23 protein-coding genes are annotated in these 26,197 nt (G+C 69.5%); 10 read left to right on the top strand and 13 right to left on the bottom strand.

Annotated features, from left to right (window positions below):
* Positions 1-6: 6 nt before the first annotated feature.
* From SREC43747_RS19840 to SREC43747_RS0112530, 3 genes are all read right to left on the bottom strand, one after another.
* Complete coding sequence (locus SREC43747_RS19840; RefSeq protein WP_152528411.1) at positions 7-573, bottom strand: dihydrofolate reductase family protein; 567 nt, start codon at positions 571-573, stop codon at positions 7-9.
* Positions 574-591: 18 nt separating this feature from the next.
* Positions 592-1,827: an NAD(P)/FAD-dependent oxidoreductase gene (locus tag SREC43747_RS0112535; RefSeq protein WP_029721607.1), complete on the bottom strand. Its 1,236-nt coding sequence runs from the start codon at positions 1,825-1,827 to the stop codon at positions 592-594.
* Between the two features lie 146 nt (positions 1,828-1,973).
* Positions 1,974-3,464 carry a S8 family peptidase gene (locus tag SREC43747_RS0112530; RefSeq protein ID WP_236623158.1) on the bottom strand — a complete coding sequence of 497 codons (1,491 nt, stop codon included), beginning with the start codon at positions 3,462-3,464 and terminating at the stop codon, positions 1,974-1,976.
* A gap of 152 nt (positions 3,465-3,616) precedes the next feature.
* Here SREC43747_RS0112530 and SREC43747_RS0112525 point away from each other — a divergent pair, with 152 nt between their 5' ends.
* The 4 genes from SREC43747_RS0112525 (at position 3,617) to yhjD (ending at position 8,885) form a co-directional block, all read left to right on the top strand.
* Positions 3,617-6,187, top strand: a complete 2,571-nt coding sequence (locus SREC43747_RS0112525) for a bifunctional FO biosynthesis protein CofGH (RefSeq protein ID WP_029721605.1) — start codon at positions 3,617-3,619, stop codon at positions 6,185-6,187.
* A gap of 306 nt (positions 6,188-6,493) precedes the next feature.
* Positions 6,494-6,691, top strand: coding sequence for a hypothetical protein (locus SREC43747_RS0112520; RefSeq protein ID WP_051387987.1), 198 nt, complete (start codon positions 6,494-6,496; stop codon positions 6,689-6,691).
* Positions 6,692-6,771: 80 nt separating this feature from the next.
* A complete protein-coding gene (gene trpS, locus SREC43747_RS0112515; RefSeq protein WP_029721603.1) occupies positions 6,772-7,806 on the top strand; it encodes a tryptophan--tRNA ligase in 1,035 nt (344 codons plus the stop codon).
* Positions 7,807-7,868: 62 nt separating this feature from the next.
* Positions 7,869-8,885, top strand: a complete 1,017-nt coding sequence (yhjD, locus tag SREC43747_RS0112510; protein ID WP_029721602.1) for an inner membrane protein YhjD — start codon at positions 7,869-7,871, stop codon at positions 8,883-8,885.
* A 19-nt stretch (positions 8,886-8,904) separates the two neighbouring features.
* Here the strand turns inward: yhjD and SREC43747_RS0112505 are convergent, their stop codons facing one another.
* Positions 8,905-10,026, bottom strand: a complete 1,122-nt coding sequence (locus SREC43747_RS0112505) for a D-alanyl-D-alanine carboxypeptidase family protein (RefSeq protein ID WP_236623157.1) — start codon at positions 10,024-10,026, stop codon at positions 8,905-8,907.
* A 396-nt stretch (positions 10,027-10,422) separates the two neighbouring features.
* On the opposite strand from SREC43747_RS0112505, the gene SREC43747_RS0112500 reads away from it, so the two are divergent.
* Positions 10,423-10,674, top strand: a complete 252-nt coding sequence (locus SREC43747_RS0112500) for an SCO4848 family membrane protein (protein WP_029721600.1) — start codon at positions 10,423-10,425, stop codon at positions 10,672-10,674.
* Between the two features lie 59 nt (positions 10,675-10,733).
* Here SREC43747_RS0112500 and SREC43747_RS0112495 read toward each other — a convergent pair whose 3' ends face one another.
* The 4 genes from SREC43747_RS0112495 to sdhC all read right to left on the bottom strand — a co-directional run bounded on the left by SREC43747_RS0112495 (position 10,734) and on the right by sdhC (position 14,242).
* Complete coding sequence (locus tag SREC43747_RS0112495) at positions 10,734-11,444, bottom strand: succinate dehydrogenase iron-sulfur subunit (RefSeq protein WP_236623160.1); 711 nt, start codon at positions 11,442-11,444, stop codon at positions 10,734-10,736.
* Between the two features lie 83 nt (positions 11,445-11,527).
* Entirely contained in the window at positions 11,528-13,315 is a 1,788-nt protein-coding gene (gene sdhA, locus SREC43747_RS0112490; protein ID WP_029721598.1) for a succinate dehydrogenase flavoprotein subunit, read from the bottom strand.
* A gap of 64 nt (positions 13,316-13,379) precedes the next feature.
* On the bottom strand, positions 13,380-13,799 hold the full coding sequence (locus tag SREC43747_RS0112485) for a succinate dehydrogenase hydrophobic membrane anchor subunit (protein WP_029721597.1): 420 nt from the start codon (positions 13,797-13,799) through the stop codon (positions 13,380-13,382).
* Positions 13,800-13,804: 5 nt separating this feature from the next.
* Positions 13,805-14,242: a succinate dehydrogenase, cytochrome b556 subunit gene (gene sdhC / locus SREC43747_RS0112480; protein ID WP_029721596.1), complete on the bottom strand. Its 438-nt coding sequence runs from the start codon at positions 14,240-14,242 to the stop codon at positions 13,805-13,807.
* A gap of 547 nt (positions 14,243-14,789) precedes the next feature.
* Here sdhC and SREC43747_RS0112475 point away from each other — a divergent pair.
* Both SREC43747_RS0112475 and SREC43747_RS0112470 read left to right on the top strand, forming a co-directional pair.
* Positions 14,790-15,170 (top strand): cytidine deaminase, encoded by a 381-nt coding sequence (locus SREC43747_RS0112475; RefSeq protein ID WP_029721595.1) that lies wholly within the window; start codon positions 14,790-14,792, stop codon positions 15,168-15,170.
* Positions 15,171-15,243: 73 nt separating this feature from the next.
* Complete coding sequence (locus tag SREC43747_RS0112470) at positions 15,244-16,524, top strand: thymidine phosphorylase (RefSeq protein ID WP_029721594.1); 1,281 nt, start codon at positions 15,244-15,246, stop codon at positions 16,522-16,524.
* 49 nt (positions 16,525-16,573) lie between these two features.
* Here SREC43747_RS0112470 and SREC43747_RS0112465 read toward each other — a convergent pair whose 3' ends face one another.
* The gene (locus tag SREC43747_RS0112465) at positions 16,574-17,767 is read right to left on the bottom strand and encodes a coiled-coil domain-containing protein (protein WP_029721593.1); all 1,194 of its coding nucleotides are present in this window, start codon (positions 17,765-17,767) and stop codon (positions 16,574-16,576) included.
* Between the two features lie 308 nt (positions 17,768-18,075).
* Between SREC43747_RS0112465 and SREC43747_RS0112460 the strand changes: the two genes are divergently transcribed.
* Entirely contained in the window at positions 18,076-19,164 is a 1,089-nt protein-coding gene (locus tag SREC43747_RS0112460) for an adenosine deaminase (RefSeq protein WP_029721592.1), read from the top strand.
* Positions 19,165-19,218: 54 nt separating this feature from the next.
* Here SREC43747_RS0112460 and SREC43747_RS0112455 read toward each other — a convergent pair whose 3' ends face one another.
* Positions 19,219-20,445, bottom strand: coding sequence for a SatS C-terminal domain-containing protein (locus SREC43747_RS0112455; RefSeq protein ID WP_029721591.1), 1,227 nt, complete (start codon positions 20,443-20,445; stop codon positions 19,219-19,221).
* 235 nt (positions 20,446-20,680) lie between these two features.
* Between SREC43747_RS0112455 and SREC43747_RS0112450 the strand changes: the two genes are divergently transcribed.
* The gene (locus SREC43747_RS0112450; RefSeq protein WP_051387989.1) at positions 20,681-21,253 is read left to right on the top strand and encodes an SMI1/KNR4 family protein; all 573 of its coding nucleotides are present in this window, start codon (positions 20,681-20,683) and stop codon (positions 21,251-21,253) included.
* Positions 21,254-21,280: 27 nt separating this feature from the next.
* On the opposite strand, the gene SREC43747_RS0112445 is transcribed toward SREC43747_RS0112450, so the two are convergent.
* The 3 genes from SREC43747_RS0112445 to deoC are packed head-to-tail and all read right to left on the bottom strand — an operon-like array spanning position 21,281 to position 24,569.
* Positions 21,281-22,162, bottom strand: coding sequence for an aldehyde dehydrogenase family protein (locus SREC43747_RS0112445; protein ID WP_029721589.1), 882 nt, complete (start codon positions 22,160-22,162; stop codon positions 21,281-21,283).
* Positions 22,155-23,597 (bottom strand): aldehyde dehydrogenase family protein, encoded by a 1,443-nt coding sequence (locus SREC43747_RS0112440; RefSeq protein ID WP_029721588.1) that lies wholly within the window; start codon positions 23,595-23,597, stop codon positions 22,155-22,157. The genes SREC43747_RS0112445 and SREC43747_RS0112440 overlap by 8 nt, the downstream gene beginning before the upstream one ends.
* Positions 23,598-24,569: a deoxyribose-phosphate aldolase gene (deoC, locus tag SREC43747_RS0112435; RefSeq protein ID WP_029721586.1), complete on the bottom strand. Its 972-nt coding sequence runs from the start codon at positions 24,567-24,569 to the stop codon at positions 23,598-23,600.
* 194 nt (positions 24,570-24,763) lie between these two features.
* On the opposite strand from deoC, the gene SREC43747_RS0112430 reads away from it, so the two are divergent.
* Positions 24,764-25,900 (top strand): glutathione-independent formaldehyde dehydrogenase, encoded by a 1,137-nt coding sequence (locus SREC43747_RS0112430; protein WP_029721584.1) that lies wholly within the window; start codon positions 24,764-24,766, stop codon positions 25,898-25,900.
* The last annotated feature ends 297 nt before the right edge of the window (positions 25,901-26,197 follow it).

The following is a 26,197-nucleotide window of genomic DNA, read 5'->3' as shown; positions in this document are numbered from 1 at the left end:
GGTGGCTCAGCGCTTCCGGTAGGTGAGGTGCACGATCCCGCTGGGGTGGGGGTCGGCGCTGACCAGCTCGAAGCGCTCGGGGCGGAAGTCCCCGTCGAACAGGGGGACCCCAGCTCCGGCGACGACCGGGTGCAGTTTGGTGATCAGCTCGTCGATCTCCGGGCGCAGCGCCGCCGCCAGCTGCGCGCCGCCGACCGACCAGATCTTGCGACCCGGCCTGCTCTTGAGCTCGCGGACCTTCTCGACCGGGTCCGTCGCGACCAGGCGCACCCCGGGATCCGGGCTTGCGGTGAGCGCCCGCGAGAACACGCAGTGCTCGAGGTGCGCGTAGGCGTTCGGGATGCCCGCCGCGAGGCCGAGCTCGTAGGACCTGCGCCCCTCGACGACGGTGTCGAACTGCTGCGGCTCGGCATCGGGATGCGAGCGGTTCGCGCAGGTGCGTGGGCACGATCTCCGGCAGCTCGGCGAGCGTCCGCGACAGGTGCTCGAGCGGCGGTGCCAGGAGCCCGGTGGTGCTGGGGGCCGTTCGGTCGGGGTCGGTGGGCGGCGCGGGGTGGTGCGCGGCGCGAGCACGCGCTCGGTCGATCGGCTTCAGCGCGCGATCGACTCGCTCAACGGGGTGCTGGGGTCGGCCAGTCGATCCGGGTCGACGGGGGCGCCGGACGCGAGCAGCCGCTCGATCTCGTCGCCCGCGTCCCAGATGTTCACGTTCATGCCGGCGAGCACCACGCCGTCGCGCAACCAGAAGGAGATGAACTCGCGGTTGTCGACGTCGCCGCGGAACACCACCCGGTCGTAGCCGGCCGGGCCGATGTGCCCGCGGTACTCCATGCCCAGGTCGTACTGGTCGGTGAAGAAGTACGGCAGCTCGCGGTACTCGGCGGTGCGCCCGAGCATTCCCGCTGCGGCCACCGCCGGCTGGTGCAGCGCGTTGGCCCAGTGCTCCACGCGGATCCGCTGGCGCAGCAGCGGGTGCTGGGCCGCGGCCACGTCCCCGGCCGCGAAGACGTTCGGGTCGCTCGACCGCAGGCCCGCGTCCACCACAACCCCGTCCTGGACCTCCAGCTGCGCCTGCTCCGCCAGCTGCGTGTTCGGCCGCACCCCGGCGGCGACCAGGACGGCGTCCCCGTTGAGCCGGGTGCCGTCGGACAGCCGCACGCCCACCGCCCTGTCGCCCGAGGTGAGGATCTCCTCCGCCCGCGCGCCGAAGTGGAACTCCACCCCGTGCTCCCGGTGCAGGCCGGCGAACACCTCGGCCACTTCCGGTCCGAGCACGTCGAGCAGCGGCAGCTGCTCCTGTTCGGCCACCACGGCGGACACGCCGCGGATCCGGGCGGCGGCGGCCACTTCCAGCCCGATCCAGCCGGCGCCGATCACGATGAGCCGGCTGGCCTCGTCGAGGACGCGCTTGAGCCGTTCGCAGTCCTCGACGTCGCGCAGGTGCAGCACTCCCGGGTGGTCCGCACCCGGGATCGGCAGCCGCCGGGGCGTGGCACCGGTGGTGAGCAGGAGCCGGTCGTAGTTCACCGCGGACCCGTCCGAGAGCTCCACCTGCCGGGCTTGCCGGTCGAGCTGGTCGACCCGCACGCCCAACCGCAGTTCGACCTCGTTGCTGCGGTACCAGTCCTGGTCGTGCGCGTAGGCGCGGTCGAAGTCCTCCTGGCCCAGCAGGTAGCCCTTGGACAGCGGTGGGCGCTCGTAGGGGAGGACGGTTTCCTCCCCGATCAGCAGGAGGCGCCCGGAGAAGCCGTTCTCGCGCAGCGCCTGCGCTCCTCTGGCGCCGGCCAGCCCGGCGCCGACGATGACGAAGGTCTCCGGCTCAGCCACGGCACCCGTCCTGCGGTCGACAGCGCTTCGCTTCCGAGGCTGCTGCGGGCCGGGGCGGGCGGCAACTCAAGAACGCCAGCACCACCCGTCCCGTGCCCGCTGCGGACCTCGTGCAGCGGGACGCCCCACCGCACGAGGTCCGCCGGTCACTTCACCGCGTCGAGGGCGTCGATCAGGCCGGCGCCGTAGAACCCGGTGCCCTTGTCACCGCCGGCGCAGACCGCGTCCGGCTTGCCGTCACCGTCGGGGTCGTAGCTCGTCGGGCACGGCAGCGGATCGGCCTGGACGGCCAGCGCTGCGGCGACCTGCTGGGCGTTCCACTCCGGGTGGGTGCTGCGCAGCAGGGCGACCACACCGGCGGTGTGCGGGGAGGCCATCGAGGTGCCCTGCATCCAGCCCCAGCCGCCGCCCGGGACCGTGGAGAGGATCCGGCCGTTCTGGGACGGGGTGTCCGGCGTCTTCTGGGCGTCGCCGCCGGGCGCGGCGACATCGATGGAGCCGAGGCCGTAGTTGGAGAAGTACGACTTCACCGAGTCCGGGCCGACCGAGGAGACGGTGACCACGCCGGGCAGTTCACCGGGCAGGGAGTGGCACTCGTGGCCGGCCATCCGGTCCTGGGTGGGGCCGCCGTTGTTCGGGCTCTCGGTGTCGTGGATCGGTTTGGACAGATCCCAGTTGCTGTTGCCGGCGGCGGCCACGTGCACCACGTCCTTGCTCTGCGCGTAGGCGACGGCGCGCCGGACGGCTTCCGCGCCGGCCCGCTGGTCCGGGTCGCTGTCGCACCACAGGTACCAGGGGTCCACGAAGTACGAGTTGTTGGTGACGTCGATGTCGTGCTCAGCTGCCCAGATGAAGCCGCACACGGCGTACTCCGGGTAGATGAAGCCGTCGTCGTCGATGACCCGGATCGAGGCCAGCGACACGCCCGGTGCGACTCCGGCGACGCCGATCCCGTTGCGCGCGGCGGCGATGGTGCCGGCCACGTGCGTGCCGTGGGCCTGGGTTTCGTCCTGCGGCGCCCAAGCCTCCTGGCGGGTGTCGGGAACGCCTTCACCGGCGCAGCTCACCGACCGGGAAACGTCCAAATCGTCCTTGAGGTCGGGGTGCTCGGGGTCGATGCCGTAGTCGAGCACGCCCACCGTGACGTCCTTGCTGCCCTGCGAGATGGCGTGCGCTTCGGGGGCCTTGATCAGCGGCAGGTCCCACTGCTCGGCTTCGAGCGGTTCGGCGTCGGTGGCGGCGCGCGCGGTCACCTGGTCCGCGGTGCCCTCCAGCTGCTCCATCCGCTGGAGTTGTTGCGGCGGGAGCTGTTCGGCGAGGTTGCGGCTGGCCCCGGCCTGCTCGACGCCCGGCATGCCGCGGACTTCCTCGGCGAATCCGGCGTTCGGAGAGCTGGCGACGACCACTCCGATCTGCGGCCAGCTCTGGATCACCGTGCCGCCGGCGGCGCGCACCGATTCTTCGGTGCGGGCGACTCCTTCGCCTTCGGGGGCGATCACGACGAAGTGCGCTGCTGCGGTCTGCTCCGCGGGGGCGGGAGCGGTGGCACCGGCGGTGCTCAGCGGTGCCGCGAGCGCGAGTGCCAAGGCAGCGCCGGCGGCCTGCAGAACCCGCCGGTACATACTCTTGTGTGACACATGTCCTCCCTGTGGAGACTAAGTGTGATCACTTAGTCGCATTTGCCGAAATTTTCCGCCTATTTCGATGACCTCCGGTAGGGCGAAACGGAGTAATTCCATCGCAGACAGTTTTGATGGAAATAGGGGCCCGGTGGTTTTAAGGTCACCAGGTGTCGGATCTGAAACTGAGCCCACCGGAACCGGAGCCGAATTCCGCGGCGATGCGGCGCGCACTGCGCCGCGCGCGGGACGGAGTTTCCCTGGACGCCACCGAAGCCGCGGTGCTGCTGCACGCCCGAGGCGAAGCGCTGGAAGAACTGATGGCGGCTGCGCGCCAAGCCAGGCAGGCGCACCTGCTGGCCGAGGGCAGATCGGGAATTGTCACTTACAGCCGGAAGGTCTTCATTCCGCTCACCAGGCTGTGCCGTGACCGCTGCCACTACTGCACCTTCGCCACGACGCCGAACCGGGTGGAATCGGCATTTCTGGAATTGGACGAAATTCTGGAAATAGCGCGAAAAGGCGCCGCGGCGGGCTGCAAGGAGGCGCTGTTCACCCTCGGCGACCGCCCGGAGGACCGCTGGTCGGTCGCCGCCGAGTGGTTGAACGCCCGCGGATACTCCTCCACAGTGGACTACCTGCGGGCCTGCGCGATCGCGGTGCTGGAGGAAACCGGTCTGCTGCCGCACCTCAACCCGGGCGTGCTCAGCTGGGCCGAGTTCAACCGGCTCAAACCGGTCGCCCCGAGCATGGGCATGATGCTGGAGACCACCGCCGAACGGCTGTGGCGGGAGAAGGGTGGACCGCACTACGGCAGCCCGGACAAAGAACCCGCCGTGCGGCTGCGCGCGCTCACCGACGCCGGCCGCGTCGCGATCCCCTTCACCAGCGGAATCCTCATCGGAATCGGGGAGACCAAGGTCGAACGCGCCGAATCCCTGCTGGCCCTGCGCAGCAGCGCGCGCCAGTACGGGCACCTGCAGGAAGTGATCGTGCAGAACTTCCGCGCCAAACCGGACACCGCGATGCGCGGCATGCCCGACGCCGACCTGCAGGACCTGGCCGCCACCATCGCGGTCGCCCGCCTGGTGCTGCCCTCCGGGGTGAGCGTGCAGGCGCCGCCGAACCTGGTCGCCGGTGAGCAGGCGCTGGTGCTGCGGGCCGGGATCGACGACTGGGGCGGGGTTTCCCCGGTCACCCCGGACCACGTCAACCCGGAGCACCCGTGGCCGGAGATCGACGACCTGGCGGCCAAAACCGCCGAAGGCGGCTTCCAACTGCGGGAGCGGTTGACCATCTACCCGCGCTACGTGCGCGCCGCGCTCACCGGGCAAGCCGTGCAGTGGCTGGATCCGCGGCTGTTCGACCACGTCCAAGCGCTGTCTGCAGAGGACGGACTCGCGGCCCAGGACGCCCGCCCGGTCGGCAGGCAGTGGCAGGAACCGGAAGGCGGGCTGGACTCCACCGGCCGGACCGACCTGCACCACAGCATCGACACCACCGGCCGGACCGAGCAGCGCCGCAGCGACTTCGACACCGTCTACGGCGACTGGACCGAGCTGCGCGACCAGCTGCCGGCCACTGCGCCGCAGCGCCTGGACGCCGACGTGCGGGAGGCCCTGCGGCTGGCCGAAACCGATCCGGCCGGCCTGCTCGACCAGAGCCGCACCGACGCGGCCATGGCCCTGCTCACCTGCGACGGGCCAGCGCTGGACGAGCTGAGCCGGATCGCCGACCAGTTGCGCGAGGACGTGGTGGGCGACGACGTCACCTACATCGTCAACCGCAACATCAACTTCTCCAACGTCTGCTACGTCGGCTGCCGGTTCTGCGCCTTCGCGCAGCGGGAGCGGGACGTCGACGCCTACCGGTTGTCCCCGGAGGAAGTGGCCGACCGCGCGGAGGAGGCCTGGCAGGCCGGGGCCACCGAGGTGTGCATGCAGGGCGGCATCGACCCGCGGATGCCGGTCAGCGGCTACGCCGAGCTGGTCCGGGCGGTCAAGCAGCGGGTGCCGGAGATGCACGTCCACGCGTTCAGCCCGATGGAGGTGGTCAGCGCGGCGGCCAAGGCCGGGGTGAGCGTCGAGGAGTGGCTCGCCGAGCTCAAGGAAGCCGGACTGGGCAGCATCCCCGGCACCGCCGCGGAGATCCTCGACGACGAGGTCCGGTGGGTGCTGACCAAGGGCAAGCTGCCGACCGCCGAGTGGATCGAGGTGATCACCACCGCGCACCGGCTGGGCATCCCGTCCTCGGCGACGATGATGTACGGCCACGTGGACACCCCGCAGCACTGGCTCGGGCACTTCCGCACCCTGGCGGCGGTGCAGGACAAGGCCGCCGAGCACGGCAACGCGGGGTTCACCGAGTTCGTGCCGCTGCCGTTCGTGCACCGCAACGCGCCGATCTACCTGGCCGGCCTGGCTCGGCCCGGGCCGAGCTTCCGGGACAACCGGGCGGTGCACGCCATGGCCCGGATCCTGCTGCACGGGCGGATCGACAACGTCCAGGTCTCCTGGGTCAAGCTCGGTGACCAGGGCACCACGACGCTGCTCAACGGCGGGGCCAACGATCTCGGCGGAACGCTGATGGAGGAGACCATCAGCCGCATGGCCGGCTCGGAGCACGGTTCGGCGCGCACGGTGGCCGAACTGCGCCGGCTGGCGGAGCGGGCCGGGCGTCCCGCACGGCAGCGCACGACCACGTACGGGCGACCCCGGCGGATCCAGCTCGGAGTGGTCTGATCGGGCTGCGCGACGAGCGGCCGGCAGGTCGGGCGCGGAAAACCGGACGAGAGGTCTGTTTTGGCGCCTGACCTGCTTCGTCCTCCTCCCTCAGGGGCCCGGGAAAAGCGCCGAGCGGCCGGAAAATATGATCACCGCGTCGTGGCGCGTTTACCTGGAGCCACACTTTCCCGCAACTTGTGGCTGGTACGGTCCGCTACCGGACTAGGACTTGGACTAGCCCCTGAAGGGTTAACCATTGAGGGAGATGCGCTCGTGCGTAGCCGAATATTACGCTCCGTGCAGTTATCCGGGATAGCTGTTGGAGTGCTGACCCTGCTGCTGTCCACAGCCTCCGTCGCGAACGCCGCCCCGGCCGCCGTGCTCGCCCAAGCGACCCCGTTCGACCTGCTGCGCGCTCCGGTGGGAGTGACCGCGATCGGGCTCGGCATCGTCGGAATGGTGGCCGGCGCCTTCCGCAAGAAGAAGGTCCAGCCCGAGAACGAACGGCGCACCGACCTGTGATCGAGCGGGGCTTTCGAGGCTGACGGAACGACTCGGCCCCCGCTCCCGCTCCCGAACGCTGGACTTGCGAGAATTGCAGGGTGAGCAACGCACCCGAGACCAGCGAAAAGCCCGCGGCACGGCCGCGCGTGTTCTCCGGTATTCAACCCACCGCTGACTCGTTCCACCTCGGCAACTACTTGGGCGCCCTGCGCGAGTGGGTTGTGATGCAGGACGACTACGAGGCGTTCTACTGCGTCGTCAACCTGCACGCCATCACCGTGCAGCAGAACCCGGAAGACCTGCTCAAGCGCACCCGGTTGTCCGCGGCCCAGTTGCTCGCACTCGGCATCGACCCGGACCGCAGCGCGCTGTTCGTGCAGAGCCACGTGCCCGAGCACTCGCAGCTGAGCTGGGTGCTGGAATGCCTCACCGGCTACGGCGAAGCCAGCCGGATGACCCAGTTCAAGGACAAGGCGGCTCGCCAAGAGGAGGAGCACGTCAGCGTCGGCCTGTTCACCTACCCGGCGCTGATGGCCGCCGACATCCTGCTGTACCACACGGACGTGGTGCCGGTCGGCGACGACCAGCGCCAGCACCTGGAACTCACCCGCAACCTGGCCCAGCGGTTCAACTCCCGGTTCGGGGAGACGTTCAAGGTGCCGACCGCGCACATCCCGAAGGAGACCGCGCGGGTCTACGACCTGCAGGACCCGACCTCGAAGATGAGCAAGTCGGTGCCCTCCGGCGTCGTCGAGCTGCTGGAGGACCCGAAGCGGTTGGCCAAGAAGATCCGCTCCGCGGTCACCGACATGGAGCGCGAGATCCGCTACGACCCGGAGAACAAGCCGGGCATCAGCAACCTGCTGTCCATCTACTCGGGGTTGACCGGCAAGACGATCGCCGAGCTGGAGACCGAGTACGACGGCAAGGGCTACGGCGACCTGAAGAAGGACCTCGGCGAGGTCGTGGTCGAGTTCGTCACCCCCATCCAGCAGAAGGTGCAGGAGTTCCTGGACGACCCGGCCGAACTGGACAAGGTGCTGCAGCGCGGCGCCGAACGGGCCCGCCAGGTCGCGGCGGACACCCTGAAGGTGGTCTACGAGCGCGTGGGCTTCCTCCCGCCTGTGAGCTGAACTGATCGAATCCCGGTACCCTGCTGCCGGTCGGCGCAAGCCGTTCCGGCAGGAGGGTGCCTGTGGCTACTCAGGAAGAAGGCAAGCCGAGCCGGCTCACCCGGCTCCGGGAGCAGCACTACTGGCTCGACCGGTTGCTGCGGGCGGTCACCCGCTACCAGGCCCAGTACGGGGACTACTACGCGGCCGCGATCACCTACTTCAGCGTGCTGGCCCTGGTGCCGCTGCTGATGATCGCCTTCGCCATCGCCGGCTTCGTCCTGCGCGGAAACCCGGACCTGCTGGAGCGGCTGCAGACCTCCATCACCACCTCGGTGCCGAACCCGGCGATGAGCCAAATCCTCGAGCGGGTGGTGAACGAGGCCGTCAACAAGGCCGGCGCCGTCGGCCTCCTCGGCCTGCTGGGGGCGCTGTACTCCGGGCTGGGGTGGATGACCAACCTGCGGGAGGCCCTGTCCGCGCAGTGGACGCAGAAGCCCGAGCAGCCGCCGATGATCAAGCGGATGGCCTACGACCTGGCCGCGCTGGGCGGCCTCGGCGCAGCTCTGGTGCTGTCGTTCGGGATCAGCGCGTTCGGCGGCTTCGGTCGGCGGATGTTCGAACTGCTCGGCATCGCCGACACGCTGGGCGCGGCGATCGTGCTGCGGGTGCTGGCCATCGCGCTGTCGCTGGCGGCGAGCTGGCTGGTGTTCCTGTGGGTGCTGACCCGCTTGCCGCGCCAGCCGGTCGCCTGGCGCGACTCCTTGACGGGGGCGCTGTTCGCCGCCGTCGGTTTCGAACTGCTCAAGCAGGTGGGGCAGATCTACCTCAACAGCGTGACCTCGTCCCCGGCCGGGGCCGCGTTCGGCCCGATCATCGGTCTGCTGGTGTTCGCCAACCTCGCGTCCCGCTTCATCCTGTTCACCGCTGCCTGGACGGCGGTCGGCCAGGCGGCCGAGCGGCGGGGAGCAGCTCCCCAGCCGCCCGGCCCGGCGATCCTCCGCCCGGTGGTGGTGCAGCCGCGGATGCGGGTGGCCACCTCGATGGGCCTGTTCGGCCTCGGTGCGCTGGCCAGCTGGCTCTGGCGGCGCTTCCGGTGAGCGACCGCCCGCCGGCGGATCAGTCGTCGTCCGCGGAGCCCCCGTCGTCGCTGCGGGACATCGCGCGCATCCGGCGGTTGCGCACCGCCACCATCCCCACGAGGGCCGTGGCCGCCCCGGCGAGCAGGGCCAGCGGCCCGCCGGCGTTGCCGAACAAGCTGCGCTCGGTGTCCCCGGAGTCGGTGCCGGAGGCTTCCTGCACCTCCTGCTCAGCGGCCCGCGGAGCAGGCGTCGGCGAGGGGGACTCCGGCTTCGGCTTCCCGGTCACGAGTTCGCCGACCTCGGCGTCCTCCGGCAGCTCGAACCCGTAGTCCAGCAGCCGCATGGCCTGCGCGGGCAGCCGCTCGTTCTCGACCTCGCCCCGCATCAGCACGGTGACGAGCTTCCGCCCGTCCCGCTCGGCGGCCCCGATGAAGGTGTGCCGGGCGTCGTCGGTGAACCCGGTCTTGCCCCCGATCGCCCCCGGGTAGTTCAACAGCAGCGAGTTGTCGCTCCAGATCTCCAACGGCGGCTGCTCGGGAGCACCGGGCAGCAAGGTCTGCTTGGTGGAGATCGCCTTGGCGAAAGCGGGCTCCCGCAGCGCTTCCCGGAAGATCAGCGCCAGGTCGTAGGCCGACGCGCTCATCCCCGGACCGTCCAGACCGGACGGTGTGGCCGCTCGGGTGTCGAGCGCGCCCAGCTGGCGGGCCAACTCGTTCATCTTGTCCACCATGGCGTCCATCCCGCCGGCCTTGCGGGCCAAGGCGTGGGCGGCGTCGTTGCCGGACTGCATGAGCAACCCGGTGACGACCTGCTCCACGGTGTAGGTCGTTCCCGGCACCAGCCCCACCCGGCTGCCTTCCTGATCGGCGTCCTCCTGGGTGGCGACGATGGTGTCGTCGAGCTCCATCTCCCGGATGGCCACCAGGGCGGTGAGCACCTTGATGGTGGAGGCCGGCCGGTGTCGGGCGTGCGGATCCTGAGCGGCCAGCACCGCACCGGTCTCCAGATCGGCGATCAGCCAGCTGGCCGCGGTGATGCCTTCCGGTGGCGGGGGAGCGCCGTCCGGCAGGATCAGCCCGCACTCGCCCAGCCGGTCACCACCGACCGGTTCTTCCGGCACCGGCAGCGGCGGTGGGGAAGGCACTCCCGGCGGAGGCACCTCCGAAGTGTCCACTGCAGGCGGTGGTGCGGCGTTGCGCTCCCAGCATTCCTGCCGTTCCGGTTCCTCGGCCGCGCCAGCGGTGGCCGGCAGCAACAGCAGCCCGGCGAGAACGCAGGCGAAACTGCGGAACGCGCGATGCTGACCAGGGAATGATCTCGCTGAGTTTGTCCGCACGTGATGAGGCTAGCTAAATTCTCCGAAGTGGGCTGTTGGAGTAAGCCAACCGGCCATTGCTGCGCGGGGATAAACCGAGTGGCATAGGACAAGTGGCGGACGGCCGCACCCTGGTTTACCAGGGCGTGTCGGCTAACCTCGAAAACGAGGCGGTTTCGGACCATTCGGTCGATGTGAAGGCCGCCACGCAATCGCGATAGGAAAGAAACAGGTGCCGCCGTGACGCTCTCTCGCCGAATTTCCTTGTTCTTGTTGCTGTTCGGAGTGTGGACCTACGTGCTGTGGCCGAACTTCATCCGCAACATCTGGCGCAGCGACCGGTCCTGGGACGCCGCCGGATCCCCGACTTCTTACCTGGTCGTGCACCTGGTCATCGCGGTCGTCTCGCTGGTCCTGGGCACGGCGATCGGGGTGATCGGCTGGCGCGGGTTCCGGGCGTCGCAGGTCGAGAAGCAAGAAGTCGCGCGATGAAAAAAGCGGTTCGGGCAAAGCCGGGAGGCCTTGCCCGAACCGCTTTTCGAGCTCCTCGCTCAGCGGCGACGGAACATCAAGGCGCGCTTGACCTCCTGGATCGCCTGGGTCACCTGGATGCCGCGCGGGCAGGCATCGGTGCAGTTGAAGGTGGTGCGGCACCGCCAGACACCGTCAACGTCGTTGAGGATGTCCAGCCGCTCCTCGGCGGCCTCGTCCCGGCTGTCGAAGATGAACCGGTGCGCGTTGACGATCGCCGCCGGACCGAAGTAGGAGCCGTCGGACCAGTACACCGGGCACGACGTGGTGCACGCCGCGCACAGGATGCACTTGGTGGTGTCGTCGAACCGCGCCCGCTCCGCCGGGGACTGGATCCGCTCCCGGGTGGGCTGGTTGCCGCTGGTGATCAGGTACGGCTTGATGGCCCGGTAGGCCTCGAAGAACGGCTCCATGTCCACCAGCAGGTCCTTCATCACCGGCAGGCCCTTGATGGGCTCGACGGTGATGGTGGTCTCCCCGCTCTTGGCGAACATGTCCTTCATCAGGACCTTGCAGGCGAGCCGGTTGACGCCGTTGATGCGCATCGCGTCCGAACCGCACACACCGTGGGCACAGGACCGGCGGAAGGTCAGCGTGCCGTCGATGTACCACTTGATGTAGTGCAGCAGGTTCAGCACGCGGTCCCCGGGCAGCGCCGGAACCCGGTAGGACTCCCAGTGCATGTCCTCGTCGACCTCCGGGTTGTACCGGAGGATCTTGACGGTGACCATGGTGGCGCCTTCCGGCACCGGCGGCGCATCCGCTGGCAGGTCGGTGGCCCGGTCCTTGTTCTCGTTCGTAGTGGCGGCGGTCATCAGTACTTACGCTCCATCGGCTGGTACCGGGTGATGACGACGGGCTTGTAGTCCAACCGGATGTCGGACTGGAAACCGGTCAACCCGAGCGGTGCGTTGGGGTCTTCCTTCTCCGGCAGCACCTTGTACTGCATGCTGTGCCGCATGAAGTTGGTGTCGTCCCGGTTCGGGTAGTCCTCCCGGGCGTGACCGCCACGGGACTCCTTGCGGGCGAGCGCACCGTTGACCAGCGCTTCGGCCAGGTCGAGCAGGAAGCCCAGCTCGATGGCCTCCAGCAGGTCGGAGTTGTACCGCTTGCCCTTGTCGTGCACGGCGATGCGGCCGTACCGCTCCTTGAGCGCCTGCACGTCCGCCAGCGCCTGCTTCAACGTCTCCTCGGTGCGGTACACCGAGGCGTTGGCGTCCATGGTCTGCTGCAGCTCGGTGCGCAGCGTGGCGACCCGCTCGCCACCGGAAGCCGTGCGCAGGTGCTCCACCATGCCCTGCACCATCTTCGCCGGCTCCGGCGGGAGCTCGACGAAGTCGTGGCTGTTGGCGTACTCGGCGGCGGCCAACCCGGAGCGGCGTCCGAAGACGTTGATGTCCAGCAGGGAGTTGGTGCCCAGGCGGTTCGCGCCGTGCACCGACACGCAGGCGCACTCACCGGCGGCGTACAGGCCGGCGACGGTGTTCTCGTTGTCCCGCAGCACCTGGCCGTCCAAGTTGGTGGGGATACCGCCCATCGCGTAGTGCGCGGTCGGGTAGACCGGCACCGGCTCCTTGGTCGGCTCCACGCCCAGGTAGGTGCGGGAGAACTCGGTGATGTCCGGGAGCTTGGACTCCAGCACGTCCTCACCGAGGTGCGTGACGTCGAGCAGCACGTAGTCCTTGTTCGGACCAGCGCCGCGGCCCTCGCGGACCTCCAGGGCCATCGACCGGGCGACGATGTCGCGCGGGGCGAGGTCCTTGATGGTGGGCGCGTAGCGCTCCATGAACCGCTCGCCGTCGGCGTTGCGCAGGATGCCGCCCTCACCGCGGACCGCCTCGGAGATCAGGATGCCGAGGCCGGCCAGACCGGTCGGGTGGAACTGGTAGAACTCCATGTCCTCCAGCGGCAGGCCCTTGCGGTAGACGATGCCCATGCCGTCACCGGTGAGGGTGTGGGCGTTGGAGGTGGTCTTGAAGACCTTGCCGAAACCACCGGTGGCGAAGACGACGGCCTTGGCGTGGAAGACGTGGATCTCGCCGGTGGCCAGTTCGTAGGCGATCGCGCCGGTGCACACCGGCCCGTCCGGACCCTCGCTCATCGCGATGTCCAGGACGTAGAACTCGTTGAAGAACTCGACGCCGTGCTTGATGCAGTTCTGGTACAGCGTCTGCAGGATCATGTGGCCGGTGCGGTCGGCCGCGTAGCAGGCGCGGCGCACCGGGGCCTTGCCGTGGTCGCGGGTGTGCCCGCCGAACCGGCGCTGGTCGATCTTGCCCTCGGGGGTCCGGTTGAACGGCAGCCCCATCCGCTCCAGGTCGAGGACCGCGTCGATGGCTTCCTTCGCCATCACCTCGGCGGCGTCCTGGTCGACCAGGTAGTCACCGCCCTTGATGGTGTCGAAGGTGTGCCACTCCCAGTTGTCCTCTTCGACGTTGGCCAGGGCTGCGCACATACCACCCTGCGCAGCACCGGTGTGTGATCGCGTCGGGTAGAGCTTGGTGAGCACGGCGGTCCGGGCGCGCTGCCCCGCCTCGATCGCGGCGCGCATCCCGGCACCGCCGGCGCCGACGATGACCACGTCGTACTTGTGGAATTGCATTGGTCGTCTCCTTGGGCTGTGGCGGACCGCTGTGCTCGGTCCCCACGCTGCGGTCGTGGCGCGGTCAGCCGATGTTCGGGTCGAAGGTGAAGATCACGAAGGTGCCCAGACCCACGGTCAGCACGACCGAGACGTACAGCAGCATCTTCAGCCAGAAGCGGGTGCTGTCCTTGCGCGAGTAGTCGTTGATGACGGTGCGCAGGCCGTTGCCGCCGTGAAGGCCGGCCAGCCACAGCATCAGCAGGTCCCAGAACTGCCAGAACGGGGAAGCCCAGCGTCCCGCGACGAAGGCGAAGTTGATCCGCTGCACGCCGCCGTCCAGGAACAGCATGATCAGCAGGTGGCCCAGCACCAGGAAGAGCAGGACCACCCCGGACAGCCGCATGAAGATCCAGCTGAACAGTTCGAAGTTGTTGCGGCGTGCGGCCGGGCGACGCGGCGAGCGCGGCTTGTCAACCGACAGCGGTGCTTCAGTGACGCTCATATGGTTCACAGCCCCCCGAGCAATTCCGTGGCAGCGCGGCTGAGCAAGCTGATCGCGGCCGGGATCATCAACACCAGCCACAGCACGATGACGGTCCAGAGCATGGGCTTCTGGTACTTCGTGCCCTTGGCCCAGAAGTCGACCAGCATTACCCGGATGCCGTTGAATGCGTGGAACAGCACGGCCGCCAGGAGACCCAGCTCGAACAGGATCATCACCGGGTTCTTGTAGGTCTCGATGACCGTGTCGTATGCGTTCGGTGAGACCCGGACCAGTGCGGTGTCCAGGACGTGCACAAACAGGAAAAAGAAGGTGAGTACGCCCGTGATTCGGTGGGCGACCCACGACCACATGCCCAGGTCGCCGCGGTACAGACGCCCCTTCGCGAGCGGCGCTTCAGCGCGCTCGGGAGCCTCTGCCGCGGAGGCGGTGGTGCTGGCCATGGTGGAAGGCCTCCAACCTCGCTGGTGGACTGACGGGCCCCGTTCGGGAACACGTGTGACCGGACCCCGAATCGCAGTGGTCCCAACAAGGCGTTGGGTGCGCCCCGAGACCGGCCACGAACTGGGGCCTTGACTTCTCGGATGCTAGACCCGGGGGTATCTTCCGGCCTACTCGCCCACGGCGTCTGTGATCGAGCAGACAGCCCGGCCGACCGGTGTTGATCGATATAGAAATCGTTTCGTGATATCTCGATGATGCCCTTTCGGTTTCGCTTTCCCCAAAATGGAGACCCGCATCACCGGATGAAGCAAGTCACATCGTTCGAACAGGTGACACGTGGGAGTGGCGTCCGGGCGTTGCCGCACTGGGGCAGCGCACCGTGAGCGGTGGCGCCACCGGTGGGGCAGGAGCGAGCACCGCGCCGGTGCCGACGTCCGCCCCGGGCCGCATTCGGTGAGCTGGTTCGCCGGTGCGCAGCGGGCAGCCCGGTGAGCGCGCGGCGACCGGAAGGCGCCGGCGGAGCCCGGAAGTGATGCGGAGTTCTGGATGACGACAGCAGTGGACTGGGACGCACTGCGGGACGCCGCGGTGCAGGCTGCGGCGAAGGCCTACGCCCCCTACTCGGGACTGCAGGTGGGCGCGGCCGCGTTGACCGACAGCGGGGAGGTCGTCGTCGGCTGCAACGTGGAGAACGGCTCGTACGGGCTGACCCTGTGCGCCGAGTGCACGATGGCTGGGCAGCTGCGGCTGTCCGGGGCCCAGCGGTTCGTGGCGGTGGCCTGCCGCAGCGGGACGGGACAGCTGCTGATGCCGTGCGGCCGGTGCCGGCAGCTGCTCCACGAGCTGGGCGGACCGGACTGCCTGCTGGACACGCCGCGCGGGGTGCTGGATATGCGGCAGGTCCTGCCGGACGCTTTCGAGCTGTGACCACCCGTCCGGGGTGGGTCGTCCAGGGGTGCTGCTGCTTGGCCCCAGCAGCCGGTGGGGAACGGAGGAGCGCGTGCACACGGCCGTCGACGTCATCCGCAGCAAGCGGGACGGGCAGGAACTGACCGGCGAGCAGATCGACTGGGTGATCGACGCCTACACCCGGGGCGAGGTCGCCGACGAGCAGATGGCCGCGCTGGCCATGGCCGTGTTCCTGCGCGGCATGGGCCCGGCCGAGACCGCCCGGTGGACCGCCGCGATGGTGGCCTCCGGGGAGGTGCTCGACCTCGGCGCGGTGCGCCGGCCGACGGTGGACAAGCACTCCACCGGAGGGGTCGGTGACAAGATCACCCTGCCGTTGACGCCGCTGGTGGCCGCGTGCGGTGCCGCGGTCCCGCAGCTCTCCGGCCGGGGCCTGGGGCACACCGGTGGCACGCTGGACAAGCTGGAGTCCATCCCGGGGTGGCGGGCCCAGCTGTCCGCGGAGGAGATCCAGCGGCAGCTCAACTCGATCGGTGCCGTGGTGTGCGCGGCGACCACCGGACTGGCCCCCGCGGACCGCAAGCTCTACGCCCTGCGGGACGTCACCGGAACGGTCGAGTCCGTGCCGTTGATCGCCAGCTCGATCATGAGCAAGAAGCTCGCCGAAGGGGCGCAGAGCCTGGTGCTGGACGTCAAGTGCGGCTCCGGGGCGTTCATGAAGACGTTCCCGCAGGCGCGGGAGCTGGCCGAAGCGCTGGTGGGGATCGGCACCGGGAACGGGGTGCGCACCAGCGCGCTGATCACCGACATGTCGGTCCCGCTGGGGCGCGCCGTCGGCAACGCGCTCGAGGTGCGCGAAGCGGTGGAGGTGCTGCGCGGGCGGGGCCCTGCCGACATCACCGAACTCACCCTCGCCCTCGCCCGGGAGATGCTGGCGCTCGCCGGGTTGTCCGAGGTGGATCCCGAGCCGGTGTTGGCGGACGGTCGGGCCTACGAGACCTGGTGCCGGATGATCGCCGCGCAAGGGGGCGACCCGGAAGCCCCGCTGCCGCAGGCCACCTGCGTGGAACCGGTGCTCGCCGAGGAGGACGGGGTCCTGCAGCGGCTCGACGCCTACGCGGTGGGCGTGGCGGCCTGGCGCCTGGGGGCCGGCCGGGCGCGCAAGGAGGACGCGGTGGACCACAGCGCCGGGGTGCGGTGCCTGGTCAAGCCGGGGGAGCGGGTGAGCCGGGGGCAGCCGCTGCTGGAGCTGCACACCGACCGGCCGGAGACCGTGCCGGCCGCCCGCGAAGCCCTGGCCGGCGGCTACGAGATCGGGGAGCAGGCGGTCGAAACCGGGCCGCTGGTGCTCGACCGGGTGCGGAAAGCATGAGTGCCGGCCGGGTGGACCGGCCGGCACTCGCAGATCCGGTGCGGAACGCTCAGGCGCTCTCGGCGTTCTGACCGTCGCCGCTGTCGGCGGGCAGCGCCTTCTCCGGTTCCCGCTTGGCGCTCTTGGAGCGTCCCCGGCGCTGCTGGCGCGGCAGCGTGGTGGGCGGCGGAGGCGAAGCCGGCATGCCGCCGCCGAGGATCAGCTCGGCGAAGGTGGCCATGGCCTCGTCGAGCTGGCTGGCGTGCCGCCGCTCGCTCTCCTCGTGGGCCTGCCGGACCAGGTTGCTCAGCTCCTCCGAGTCCGGGCGCTGGGCGAGGTTGCCGCTGAGCTGGGACAGGTTCTTCGACAGGGTGCCGCCGAGCTCGCCCAAACCGGTCTTGACGCCTTCTTCCACCGACTCCAGCCGGTTGCCGAAGCCCTGCTCGACCTGGTCGATGCGGGTGTTGAGGTTGCCCTCGACGTTGTTGAGCCGGTCGGACACCTCGCTGAGCCGGTTGCTGAGCTGCTCGAGCCGTTCGGCCAGGCTGTCCAGCTGCTCGGTCGGGTCCACCGCGGGGCGGGAAGCCAGGTGGTCGAGCTTGCCGTCGAGCTGGTCGCGGCTGCTGGCGACGGCTTCGCTGAGGCTGCTCTGCGCGTTCTCCACCGAGTCGGTGAAGGCCCGCTGCAGGGCTTCGCGGGTGCCGTCGAGGTGCTCGTGCACGCCCTCGTCGATCTCGGCGAACCGCCCGCGCAGGCTGGTCTCCAGCGAGTCGATCCGCTCCTTGAGCGGCTCCTGCACGGTTCCCGGCAGCGACTCCAGCCGATCGTCCTGTTTGTCCAGGTGGACGCCCAGCTCGTCGAGCCGCTTGTGGATGTGGGCGAGTTTGTCCTCCAGCCCGTCCATCCGGCCGACGACACCGTCCATCCGGCCGACAACGCCATCCATCCGGCCGTCGAGCTGGGCGAACGGTTTGGCCAGCTTGTCCGCGAGCGTTTCCACCGCGCCTTTGAGCTCGAGCAGCGCGTCGTTGTGCGTCTCCAGCTTCGCGAGCGCTTCGTCGAGCCGCTCGGCGAGCACGGTCACTTCGGTGCGGTCGGGCAGCTCGGACAGCCGCTTTCTCACAGAGCCGAGAGACTCCAGCGGAGAAAGCCGGGCATGGATTTCATCCAGTGCGTCGAAAATCTGCTGCTGTTCGCTCTCGCGGATCTCAGCCGCACGCGTGAGCATGTTGCGCATGCGGTCGAACGACATGTTCTCGGTCACGGCTAGGGGCGTCCTTCGTCGAGTGGAGGTGAGGACAAAAGGAGCCTAACGAGTCTTCTGGCGCGTTCCCATCCACCCCCCGGATACTTTGCGTGAGTACGGACCGGTAACCGATGTCGGTGCGAACCGGCGACCTCCTAAAAGAGCAACGGGGCAAACCAAAAGCAGTAAAGCGCGCGGAACGGAAGACGTTCCGGGGAATTGTGCGTCAATTGCTGTCGATCGTTTACTTCTTCGTTCGCTGGCCGTTTCGCGCCAGCGGAGCGTCGTTCCCGTGCTGGCCGGGTCACCGCTAGTAACGTGGTGCTATGTCGACACCGGTGAACTTGGACACCATTCGGCGAGTGCCAAAAGTACTGCTCCACGACCACCTCGACGGCGGTCTGCGACCCCAGACCGTCATCGACCTGGCGCGGGACGCCGGCTACTCCGGCCTGCCCGCAACCGATCCCGGCGCGTTGGAGGAGTGGTTCGCCGAAGCGGCGGATTCCGGCTCCCTCGAGCGCTACCTGGAAACTTTCTCCCACACCGTCGCGGTGATGCAGACCCGGGAAGGGCTGTTCCGGGTCGCCGCGGAATGCGCCGAGGACCTCGCCGCGGACGGAGTGGTGTACGCGGAGGTCCGGTACGCGCCGGAACTCTCCCAAGAACGGGGTTTGAGCCTGGACGAGATAGTGCAGGCAATTCTGGACGGTTTCCGGGAAGGTGAACGCCGAGCCGCCGCGGCCGGAAAACGCATCCGGGTCGGGGCTTTGCTGTGCGCCATGCGCCAGAATGCGATGGCGGGGGAAATCGCCAACCTGGCGGTTCGCTACCGGGACGCGGGGGTGGTCGGTTTCGACATCGCCGGTCCGGAAGCCGGATATCCGCCCACCCGGAACCTGGACGCATTCGAATATCTTCGGCAGCAGAACGCGCATTTCACAATTCACGCGGGCGAAGCTTTCGGGCTGCCGTCGATCTGGGAAGCGATTCAGCACTGCGGTGCCGAACGACTGGGGCACGGGGTGCGGATCGTGGACGACATCAAGGTCGAGGAGGACGGCACGGCCCAGCTGGGCAGGCTGGCGGCCTACGTCCGGGACCGCCGGATCCCGCTGGAGATGTGCCCCAGCTCGAACCTGCAGACGGGTGCCGCGCCCTCGCTGGAGGAGCACCCGATCGGCCTGCTGTCCCGGCTGCGGTTCCGGGTCACGGTCAACACCGACAACCGGCTGATGAGCCACTGCACGCTGTCCAGCGAGTTCGCCGAGCTGCACAGGACGTTCGGCTACGGGTGGCAGGACATGCGGTGGTTCACCATCAACGCGATGAAGTCCGCGTTCATCGGTTTCGACGAGCGCCTGGAGTTCATCAACGAAGTGATCAAGCCGGCTTACGACCAGCTGATCCCGTAGCGGCGGGGCCGGGAGGCCGGGACCGCGCCGACCTCCCGGCGCGGTCCGCTCGGGTCAGTGGACGCGCAGCCGGTTCTCCAGGGCGTCCACCAGCTCGCGCCAGACGGCGACTTCGTCGTCGAACGGCGGGCTGGGCGGCAGCCGGTTCGGGTCGGGCTGCAGGATGAACGAGATCAACCAGCCGAGCCGCTCCGACGGCTGCAGCGCCTGCTCGGTGCTCTCGTCGCCGGCCCAGGCGGCGGCGTCCAGCAGCAGTTCCTCGGCCAGGTCCAGCTGGGTGGGGTCCACCGCTTGCGGGCCTTCGGCCAGGTCGGCGTCCAGCCCGGCCAGCAGGTAGGTGTTCTCGTCGGTGACCTCGATGTCCAGCTCGCCGCCGGTGGCCTTCTCCTGCACCTGCGGCCAGGTGGAGACCTCGGCCAGCTCGTTGCCCACCATCTTCGAGCCGTCGGCCAGGAAGCGGGCCAGTTCGCGGGGGCTGGTGAACACGTCGATCTTCCCGTCGCTGCCGAGGAAAACCGGGTCGTCGTCGAGGTAGCAGCGCAGCGAGTAGTACTCGCCCTGGCTGGTGATGATCCGGATCGGGTCGATGCCGACCTCGCCCCAGAACCCGGTCTCCGCGTCCTCGTAGTCGTCCACATCGGACATCTCGGCGGTGGCCGGGGTGTCGTCGTCCTCGTCCCCCAGCAGCTCGCCGAGCTCCGCTTCCGCGGTCGCCACCGCGTCCTCGGGGACGGCCGGGACGGTGACCACCGAGTCGATGGCGTCCAGCAGCTCGTCCCACCGCTCGGCGACCACTTTGCACAGCTCGTTCCAGCGGCGCTGCCCGTCCCGTCCGGAGAAGGCCAGCGTTCCTTCGCCCAGCAAGGCGAAACCGGGGGCCGCGTCCAGCACCTCGTGCACCTGCTCGAGGTCGCAGACGTCGGCCAGGGAACGCGCGATGTCGACGATGTCGGCCAGCTCGCTGAGCGTCCAGGTGTCCGGCGGCTCGGCCACCAGCTCCGGGACCCCCACCAAGTCGAACTGGTGGTCCTCGTCCGGGGACAGCTCCGCGGCCGACAGGGCGGTGACCACGTGCCACGCCGGGTGGTCGATCAGGTCGTGCTCCTTGGCGGTGCGCACGAACGCGGTCAGCCGGGCGGCGTCCGGGAACGCGTACAGGTCGTCCTCATGACCCAGGAACGCTTCCCACTCCTCGCCGTCCTCCCGCCACCGCGGTGCCCACAAGGTGACCACGTCGCCTTGTGGCAGCCCAAGCTCGATGGGAACGATGTCCTGCGCCATCTCTCGGTACCTCCGTCACCGAACCCGACCTCGCGGAAGCCTACGGGGCGGGGGAACACACTTCGTAACCCGGTCAGCCTGACACGGTAGTCACCCCGTCGAGTGCAACGGGGAGCGGAACAGCAAGTGACGCCACGGCGGAGCAGAAGCCACCACACGGCGCAGCGGACTGCCCGGCCAGGGGGGTTCCGGTTGGCGGTACCGGCCGCGGGCCGAGCTGACGATCATGAACGGAATGGAAGTCGCTGAGCTGTGGGCGGAAATCGAGCACTGGTTGCGCCAGCACGCACCGGTGACCGCGGCCGCGCTGCGCGTCCCGGCCACCGCGCGTGATTTCACCGCGGTGCAGCAGGAGCTGTCGGCCGAACTGCCGGCCGACCTGCGCGCCTGGTGGTCCTGCTGCGATGGCACCGATCCGGACGTGCTCGCCGAGGTGCTGCCGCCGTTCTACACGCCCTACGGCCTGCACAAGTCGCTCCAGGAGTGGCGGGCCAAGTGCGAGCAGCTGCCGGTCGGGCGGGCGGCCGGGCGGCAGGCCGGGGCGCACAGCCAGGTCTTCCACCCGGAGTGGATGCCGATCGCCGGGGACGGTTACGCCGACGAGCTGGTGGTGGACCTGCGCCCGGGGCCGCTGCGCGGGTGCGTGCTGGAGTGGGAGAAGGACGCGGGGCGGGTGCAGTGGTGCGGGTGGCGCAGCATCCGGGACATGCTCGGCTCGGTGCACCGGGCGCTCACCGAGGGCACCGCGGTCGTCCACAGCTTCCCGGTGGTGACCGAGGACGGCCGGCTGACCTGGCGGGTCAACTGACGGCAGCGGCGCCCGGCGCCGCGCCGCTCACGCCCCGAGCGGGTGCCAGAGCGTCTTGAGCTCCACGAACGAGCGGAGCCGCCGCAGCCCCGGGTCGGTCGTCCAGTCGTCCGGTTCGGCGGTGGCGAGGACCCGCTTGGCGGTGCCCGCTGCCGCCTCCTCCAGCTCCGCCCGCAGCTCGGCGTCCGCGGCGCCGGTCAGGTCCAGGGCGTTGACGTCGGCGTGGGCGGCCAGCACCGGGCCCAACTCCGCTGTCCGTCCAGTGAGGACGTTGACCACGCCGCCGGGCACGTCGGAAGTGGCCAGCACCTCGGCGAAGTCGATCGCGGGCAGCGGACGCCGCTCGCTGGCCACCAGCACGCAGGTGTTCCCGGTGGCGATGACCGGGGCCAGGGCGCTGATCAGGCCGAGCAGGCAGGAGTTCTGCGGCGCCAGCACGCCCACCACCCCGACGGGCTCGGGGGAGCTGCAGGAGAAGTACGGTCCCGCGACCGGGTTGGGGGAGCCCAGCACGGCGGCGACCTTGTCGGTCCACCCCGCGTACCACACCAGTCGGTCGATCGCGGTGTCCAGCACCGCTTCGGCCTCGCCCGCGGACAACCCCTCAGCCGCCCGCAGTCCGGCGGTGAACTGGGCGCGCCGCCCTTCCAGCACCTCGGCGATCCGGTAGATCACCTGCCCCCGGTTGTAGGGGGTGGCGCCGGACCAGCCGGCGAAGGCCTTGCGGGCCGCGCTCACCGCGTCCCGCACGTCCTTGCGGGAGGCCCGGGCCGCGTTGGCCAGGAACCCGCCGGTCGCCTCGTGCACCGGGTAGACCCGGCCGGATTCGGAGCGCTGGAACGCCCCACCGAGGTAGAGCTTGTACGTCTTCGCCACTGCCAGTCGCTCCGGTGTGCGTCCGTCAGACATCGAGATACGCCTCCAGTCCAGCGCGACCGCCCTCTCGGCCGAAGCCGGACTCCTGGTACCCGCCGAACGCGGCGGTCGGATCGAATCGGTGGAACGTGTTCGCCCAGACCACGCCGGCCCGCACCTGCTGCGCGGTCCACAGCGCCCGCGAGCTCTTCTCGGTCCAGATCCCGGCGGCCAGGCCGTACGGGGTGTTGTTGACCTTGTTGACCGCTTCCTGCGGAGTGCGGAAGGTCAGCACGCTCACCACCGGGCCGCGGATCTCCTCCCGGGCGATCCGCATGGACTGCTGCACGCCGGTGAAGATCGTCGGGGCGAAGAAGAAGCCCTTGTCCGGCAGCGGGCAGGGACTGGTCCAGCGCCGCGCCCCCTCGGACACCCCGCTCCGCACCAGCTCGGTGAGCCGGTCCAGCTGCTGCGCCGAGTGCACCGCGCCCACGTCGGTGTTCCGGTCCAGCGGGTCGCCCACGCGCAGGGCCGCGGTGCGCGTCCGCAGCCGCTCCAGCAGCTCCTCGGCCACCGGTTCTTGCACCAGCACCCGGGAGCCGGCGCTGGGCACCTGGCCCTGGTTGAAGGCGATCCCGTTGACGATGCCCTCGACCGCTTCGTCCAGCGGCGCGTCGGCGTAGACGATGTGCGCGGAGTTGCCGCCCAGTTCCGCGGTCAGCTTCCGACCGGTGCCGGCCAGGGCGCGCTGCACCTGCTTGCCGGTGCTGGTGGAGCCGGTGAAGGAGACCACGTCCACCTCGGGATGACCGACCAGGGCGGCCCCGGTGCCGTCGGTTCCGGGCAGGACGTTGACCACGCCGGCCGGCAGTTGGGCCTGCTGGCAGATCTCGGCGAACACCACGGCGGTCAACGGGGCGGTTTCCGCGGGCTTGAGCACCACGGTGTTGCCGCAGGCCAAGGCCGGGGCGATCTTGCGGGTCAGGGTGAACAGCGGGGAGTTCCACGGAACCACCTGGGCGGCCACCCCGAGCGGGGCGGGGTCGGGCCCGTAGCCGGCGTAGCCGAGCTTGTCGGCCCAACCGGCGTAGTGGAACAAGTGCGCCACCGCCGCCGGCACGTCGAAGCTCGACGACTCCCGGACGGGCTTTCCGGTGTGCAGCGTTTCCAGCACCGCCAGTTCGCGCGCGCGTTCCTGGAGCAGCCGGGCGATCCGGAACAGGTGCTTGCCGCGTTCCCGCCCCGGCATGCGCGACCAGGTCTGCTCGAACGCCCGGCGGGCCGCGCCCACCGCTTTGTCCACATCAGACTTGTTTGCGCTGGCGACCTCGGTCAGGAGCTCCCCGGTCGCCGGTTCGGTGATCCGCAGCGGTTCTCCGGCGCCCTCGGTGAACTCGCCGTCGACGAACAACTGGTAGTTGGCGCGGAGGTTCGCCGTTTCCCGCGATTCCAGCGCAGGGGAGTATGCCAAGGGGTTGCTGTCGGTCATTCAGTCCACCGCCACGTAGTCCGGGCCGCTGTAGTGGCCTTCGAGCTGGGTGCGCCGCTGCATCAGCAGGTCGTTGAGCAGACTGGAAGCGCCGAACCGGAACAGGCGCGGGGTCAGCCACTCCGGACCGGCCGCCTCCTGCACCAGGACCAGGTACCGGATGGCGTCCTTGGTGCTGCGGATGCCGCCCGCGGGTTTGACGCCGCGGAACTGCCCGGTGCGCTCCTGCCACTGCCGCACCGCCTGCAGCATCAGGTGGGTCACCGGCAGCGTGGCAGCGGGAGAGGTCTTGCCGGTGGAAGTCTTGATGAAGTCCGCCCCGGCCAGCAGGGCCAGCCAACTGGCCCGCCGGACGTCGTCGTAGGTGCCGAGCTCGCCGGTCTCCAGGATCACCTTCAGGTGCGCGCTCCCGCAGGCCTGCTTGACCTCGCGGATCTCCTCGAACACCTGGGCGTACCGCCCGGCCAGGAACGCGCCCCGGTCGATCACCATGTCGATCTCGGTGCTCCCGGCCGCCACCGCCAGCTCCACCTCGGTGAGCTTGGCCTGCCGGAACGAGCGCCCGGAGGGGAAAGCGGTGGCCACCGAGGCCACCCCGATGCCGGTGCCGCCCAGTTCCCGCACCGCGACCTCGACCAGGTCCGGGTAGACGCACACCGCGGCCACCCGAGGGGTGTCCGGGTGCTCCGGATCCGGGCGGCGGGCCTTGGCGCACAACGCCCGCACCTTCTCCGCGGTGTCGGCGCCTTCCAGGGTGGTCAGGTCCACCATCCGGATCGCGGTGTCGATTGCCTGCCGCTTGGCGTCTCCTTTGACGCTGCGACCGGTCAGGGCGGCGGTCCGCAGCTCCAGCCCGGTCGGGTCGACGCCGGGCAGGGAGTGCAGGAACCGGCGCAAGGACCGGTCGTCCCGGACCGCTTCGGCCAGGTCGGCGGGCAGCCCGGTGGCTGAGGTCGTCGGCGGGTTGGCCATGCCCGGGAGTCTATGCGGAGCGGCAAGGGCTTCCGCCCGCTGCGGCGAAATCCGCCATCACCCACCGGAATCGAGGCGTCCTCGAGGGCGTGCTCTTTCGAGTGATACGCGATCGGGTCTCGTCCAGCGCTCGGGCGGGTATTCCCGGATGGCAATGCTTCTGTCCGCGTAACCGCCACCGGAGGTGGTCCGCGATGAAAGCGGTCGTGTACCGGGAACCGTACTCTGTGGAGATAGGAGAGGTAGAGCGGCCGACCATCCAACATCCCAACGATGTTCTGGTGCGTATCACCTCGACGGCGATCTGCGGGTCCGACCTGCACATGTACGAAGGCCGGACCGCAGCCGAGCCCGGGATCGTGTTCGGGCACGAGAACATGGGGATCATCGAAGAAGTCGGCGACGGAGTGGTCAGCCTCAAGCGCGGCGACCGCGTGGTCATGCCGTTCAACGTCGCTTGCGGCTTCTGCAAGAACTGCATGGCCGGCAACACCGGCTTCTGCCTGACCGTCAACCCCGGGTTCGCCGGTGGCGCTTACGGCTACGTGGCGATGGGGCCGTACATGGGCGGGCAGGCCGAGTACCTGAGGGTGCCGTTCGCCGACTTCAACTGCCTGAAGCTGCCCCCGGAGGGGCACGAGACCGACTTCATCCTGCTCGCCGACATCTTCCCGACCGGGTACCACGGTTGTGAACTGGCGCAGGTGTCCCCCGGGGAGACCGTCGTGGTCTACGGGGCGGGGCCGGTCGGGCTGATGGCCGCGTACTCGGCTCTGCTGCGCGGAGCTTCCCGGGTGTTCTCGGTGGACCGCATTCCCGAGCGGCTGAGCAAGGCGGAATCCATCGGCGCCATCCCCATCGACTTCAGCCAGGGGGACCCGGTCGCGCAGATCAAGGACCAGACCGACGGAGAGGGCACCGACAAGGGTGTTGACGCGGTCGGCTACCAGGCGCAAGCCCACGGGACCACCGAGGGCAAGGAAGAGCCCGCCGTGGTGCTCAACTCCATCATCGAGACGGTCCGCCCCACCGGCCGGATCGGCGTGCCGGGCCTGTACGTGCCGGCCGACCCGGGCGGGGTGGACGAGAACGCCAAGCGCGGCATGCTCTCCGTGGCCATCGGGCGGATGTTCGAAAAGGGCCAGGTCATGGGCACCGGGCAGTGCAACGTCAAGCGCTACAACCGCCAGCTGCGGGACATGATCATCGCCGGCAGGGCCAAGCCCAGCTTCGTGGTCTCCCACGAGCTCTCCCTGAGCGAGGCCCCGGAGGCGTACCGCAAGTTCGACCAGCGCATCGAGGGCTACACCAAGGTGGTGCTGCACCCCTGAGGCCGGATGAGCGCAGCGCGGGGGCATTCCGGTGCCGGCACCGGAATGCCCCCCGCCCGCGGTCCGGCGGTGACTCCGCGGAGCCCTCCGCTCGCGCAGCGAATCCGGTGGCCGAACGGCGGGGGCGATGAAAGCCACGTTGGTCTGTGTTGGTGAATATGCCTGCTAGCAGGCAGGTTACTGTTACTGCCCATGGATATCCGGGTCGTGGACCACCCCCTGGCAAAAGAGGAAGGGAACTTTTCCGACGCACATGCCCTACGACCGTCCCCCGCTGTCCAAACAGGTCCTCTCCGG

The sequence above is a fragment of the Saccharopolyspora rectivirgula DSM 43747 genome (genome assembly GCF_000497205.1).
In the GTDB taxonomy this organism is placed as follows: domain Bacteria; phylum Actinomycetota; class Actinomycetes; order Mycobacteriales; family Pseudonocardiaceae; genus Saccharopolyspora; species Saccharopolyspora rectivirgula.
Note: the sequence above shows the minus strand (reverse complement) of the source record. Positions and strands in the feature narration are given on the sequence as shown.

Coding starts and splice junctions, on each gene's coding strand:
- SREC43747_RS0112495 (WP_236623160.1), bottom strand. CDS start 11,444: ATGGTCACCGTCAAGATCCTCCGGTACAACCCGGAGGTCGACGAGGAC.
- sdhA (WP_029721598.1), bottom strand. CDS start 13,315: ATGCAATTCCACAAGTACGACGTGGTCATCGTCGGCGCCGGCGGTGCC.
- SREC43747_RS0112485 (WP_029721597.1), bottom strand. CDS start 13,799: ATGAGCGTCACTGAAGCACCGCTGTCGGTTGACAAGCCGCGCTCGCCG.
- sdhC (WP_029721596.1), bottom strand. CDS start 14,242: ATGGCCAGCACCACCGCCTCCGCGGCAGAGGCTCCCGAGCGCGCTGAA.
- SREC43747_RS0112475 (WP_029721595.1), top strand. CDS start 14,790: ATGACGACAGCAGTGGACTGGGACGCACTGCGGGACGCCGCGGTGCAG.
- SREC43747_RS0112460 (WP_029721592.1), top strand. CDS start 18,076: ATGTCGACACCGGTGAACTTGGACACCATTCGGCGAGTGCCAAAAGTA.
- SREC43747_RS0112455 (WP_029721591.1), bottom strand. CDS start 20,445: ATGGCGCAGGACATCGTTCCCATCGAGCTTGGGCTGCCACAAGGCGAC.
- SREC43747_RS0112450 (WP_051387989.1), top strand. CDS start 20,681: ATGGAAGTCGCTGAGCTGTGGGCGGAAATCGAGCACTGGTTGCGCCAG.
- SREC43747_RS0112445 (WP_029721589.1), bottom strand. CDS start 22,162: ATGTCTGACGGACGCACACCGGAGCGACTGGCAGTGGCGAAGACGTAC.
- SREC43747_RS0112440 (WP_029721588.1), bottom strand. CDS start 23,597: ATGACCGACAGCAACCCCTTGGCATACTCCCCTGCGCTGGAATCGCGG.
- deoC (WP_029721586.1), bottom strand. CDS start 24,569: ATGGCCAACCCGCCGACGACCTCAGCCACCGGGCTGCCCGCCGACCTG.
- SREC43747_RS0112430 (WP_029721584.1), top strand. CDS start 24,764: ATGAAAGCGGTCGTGTACCGGGAACCGTACTCTGTGGAGATAGGAGAG.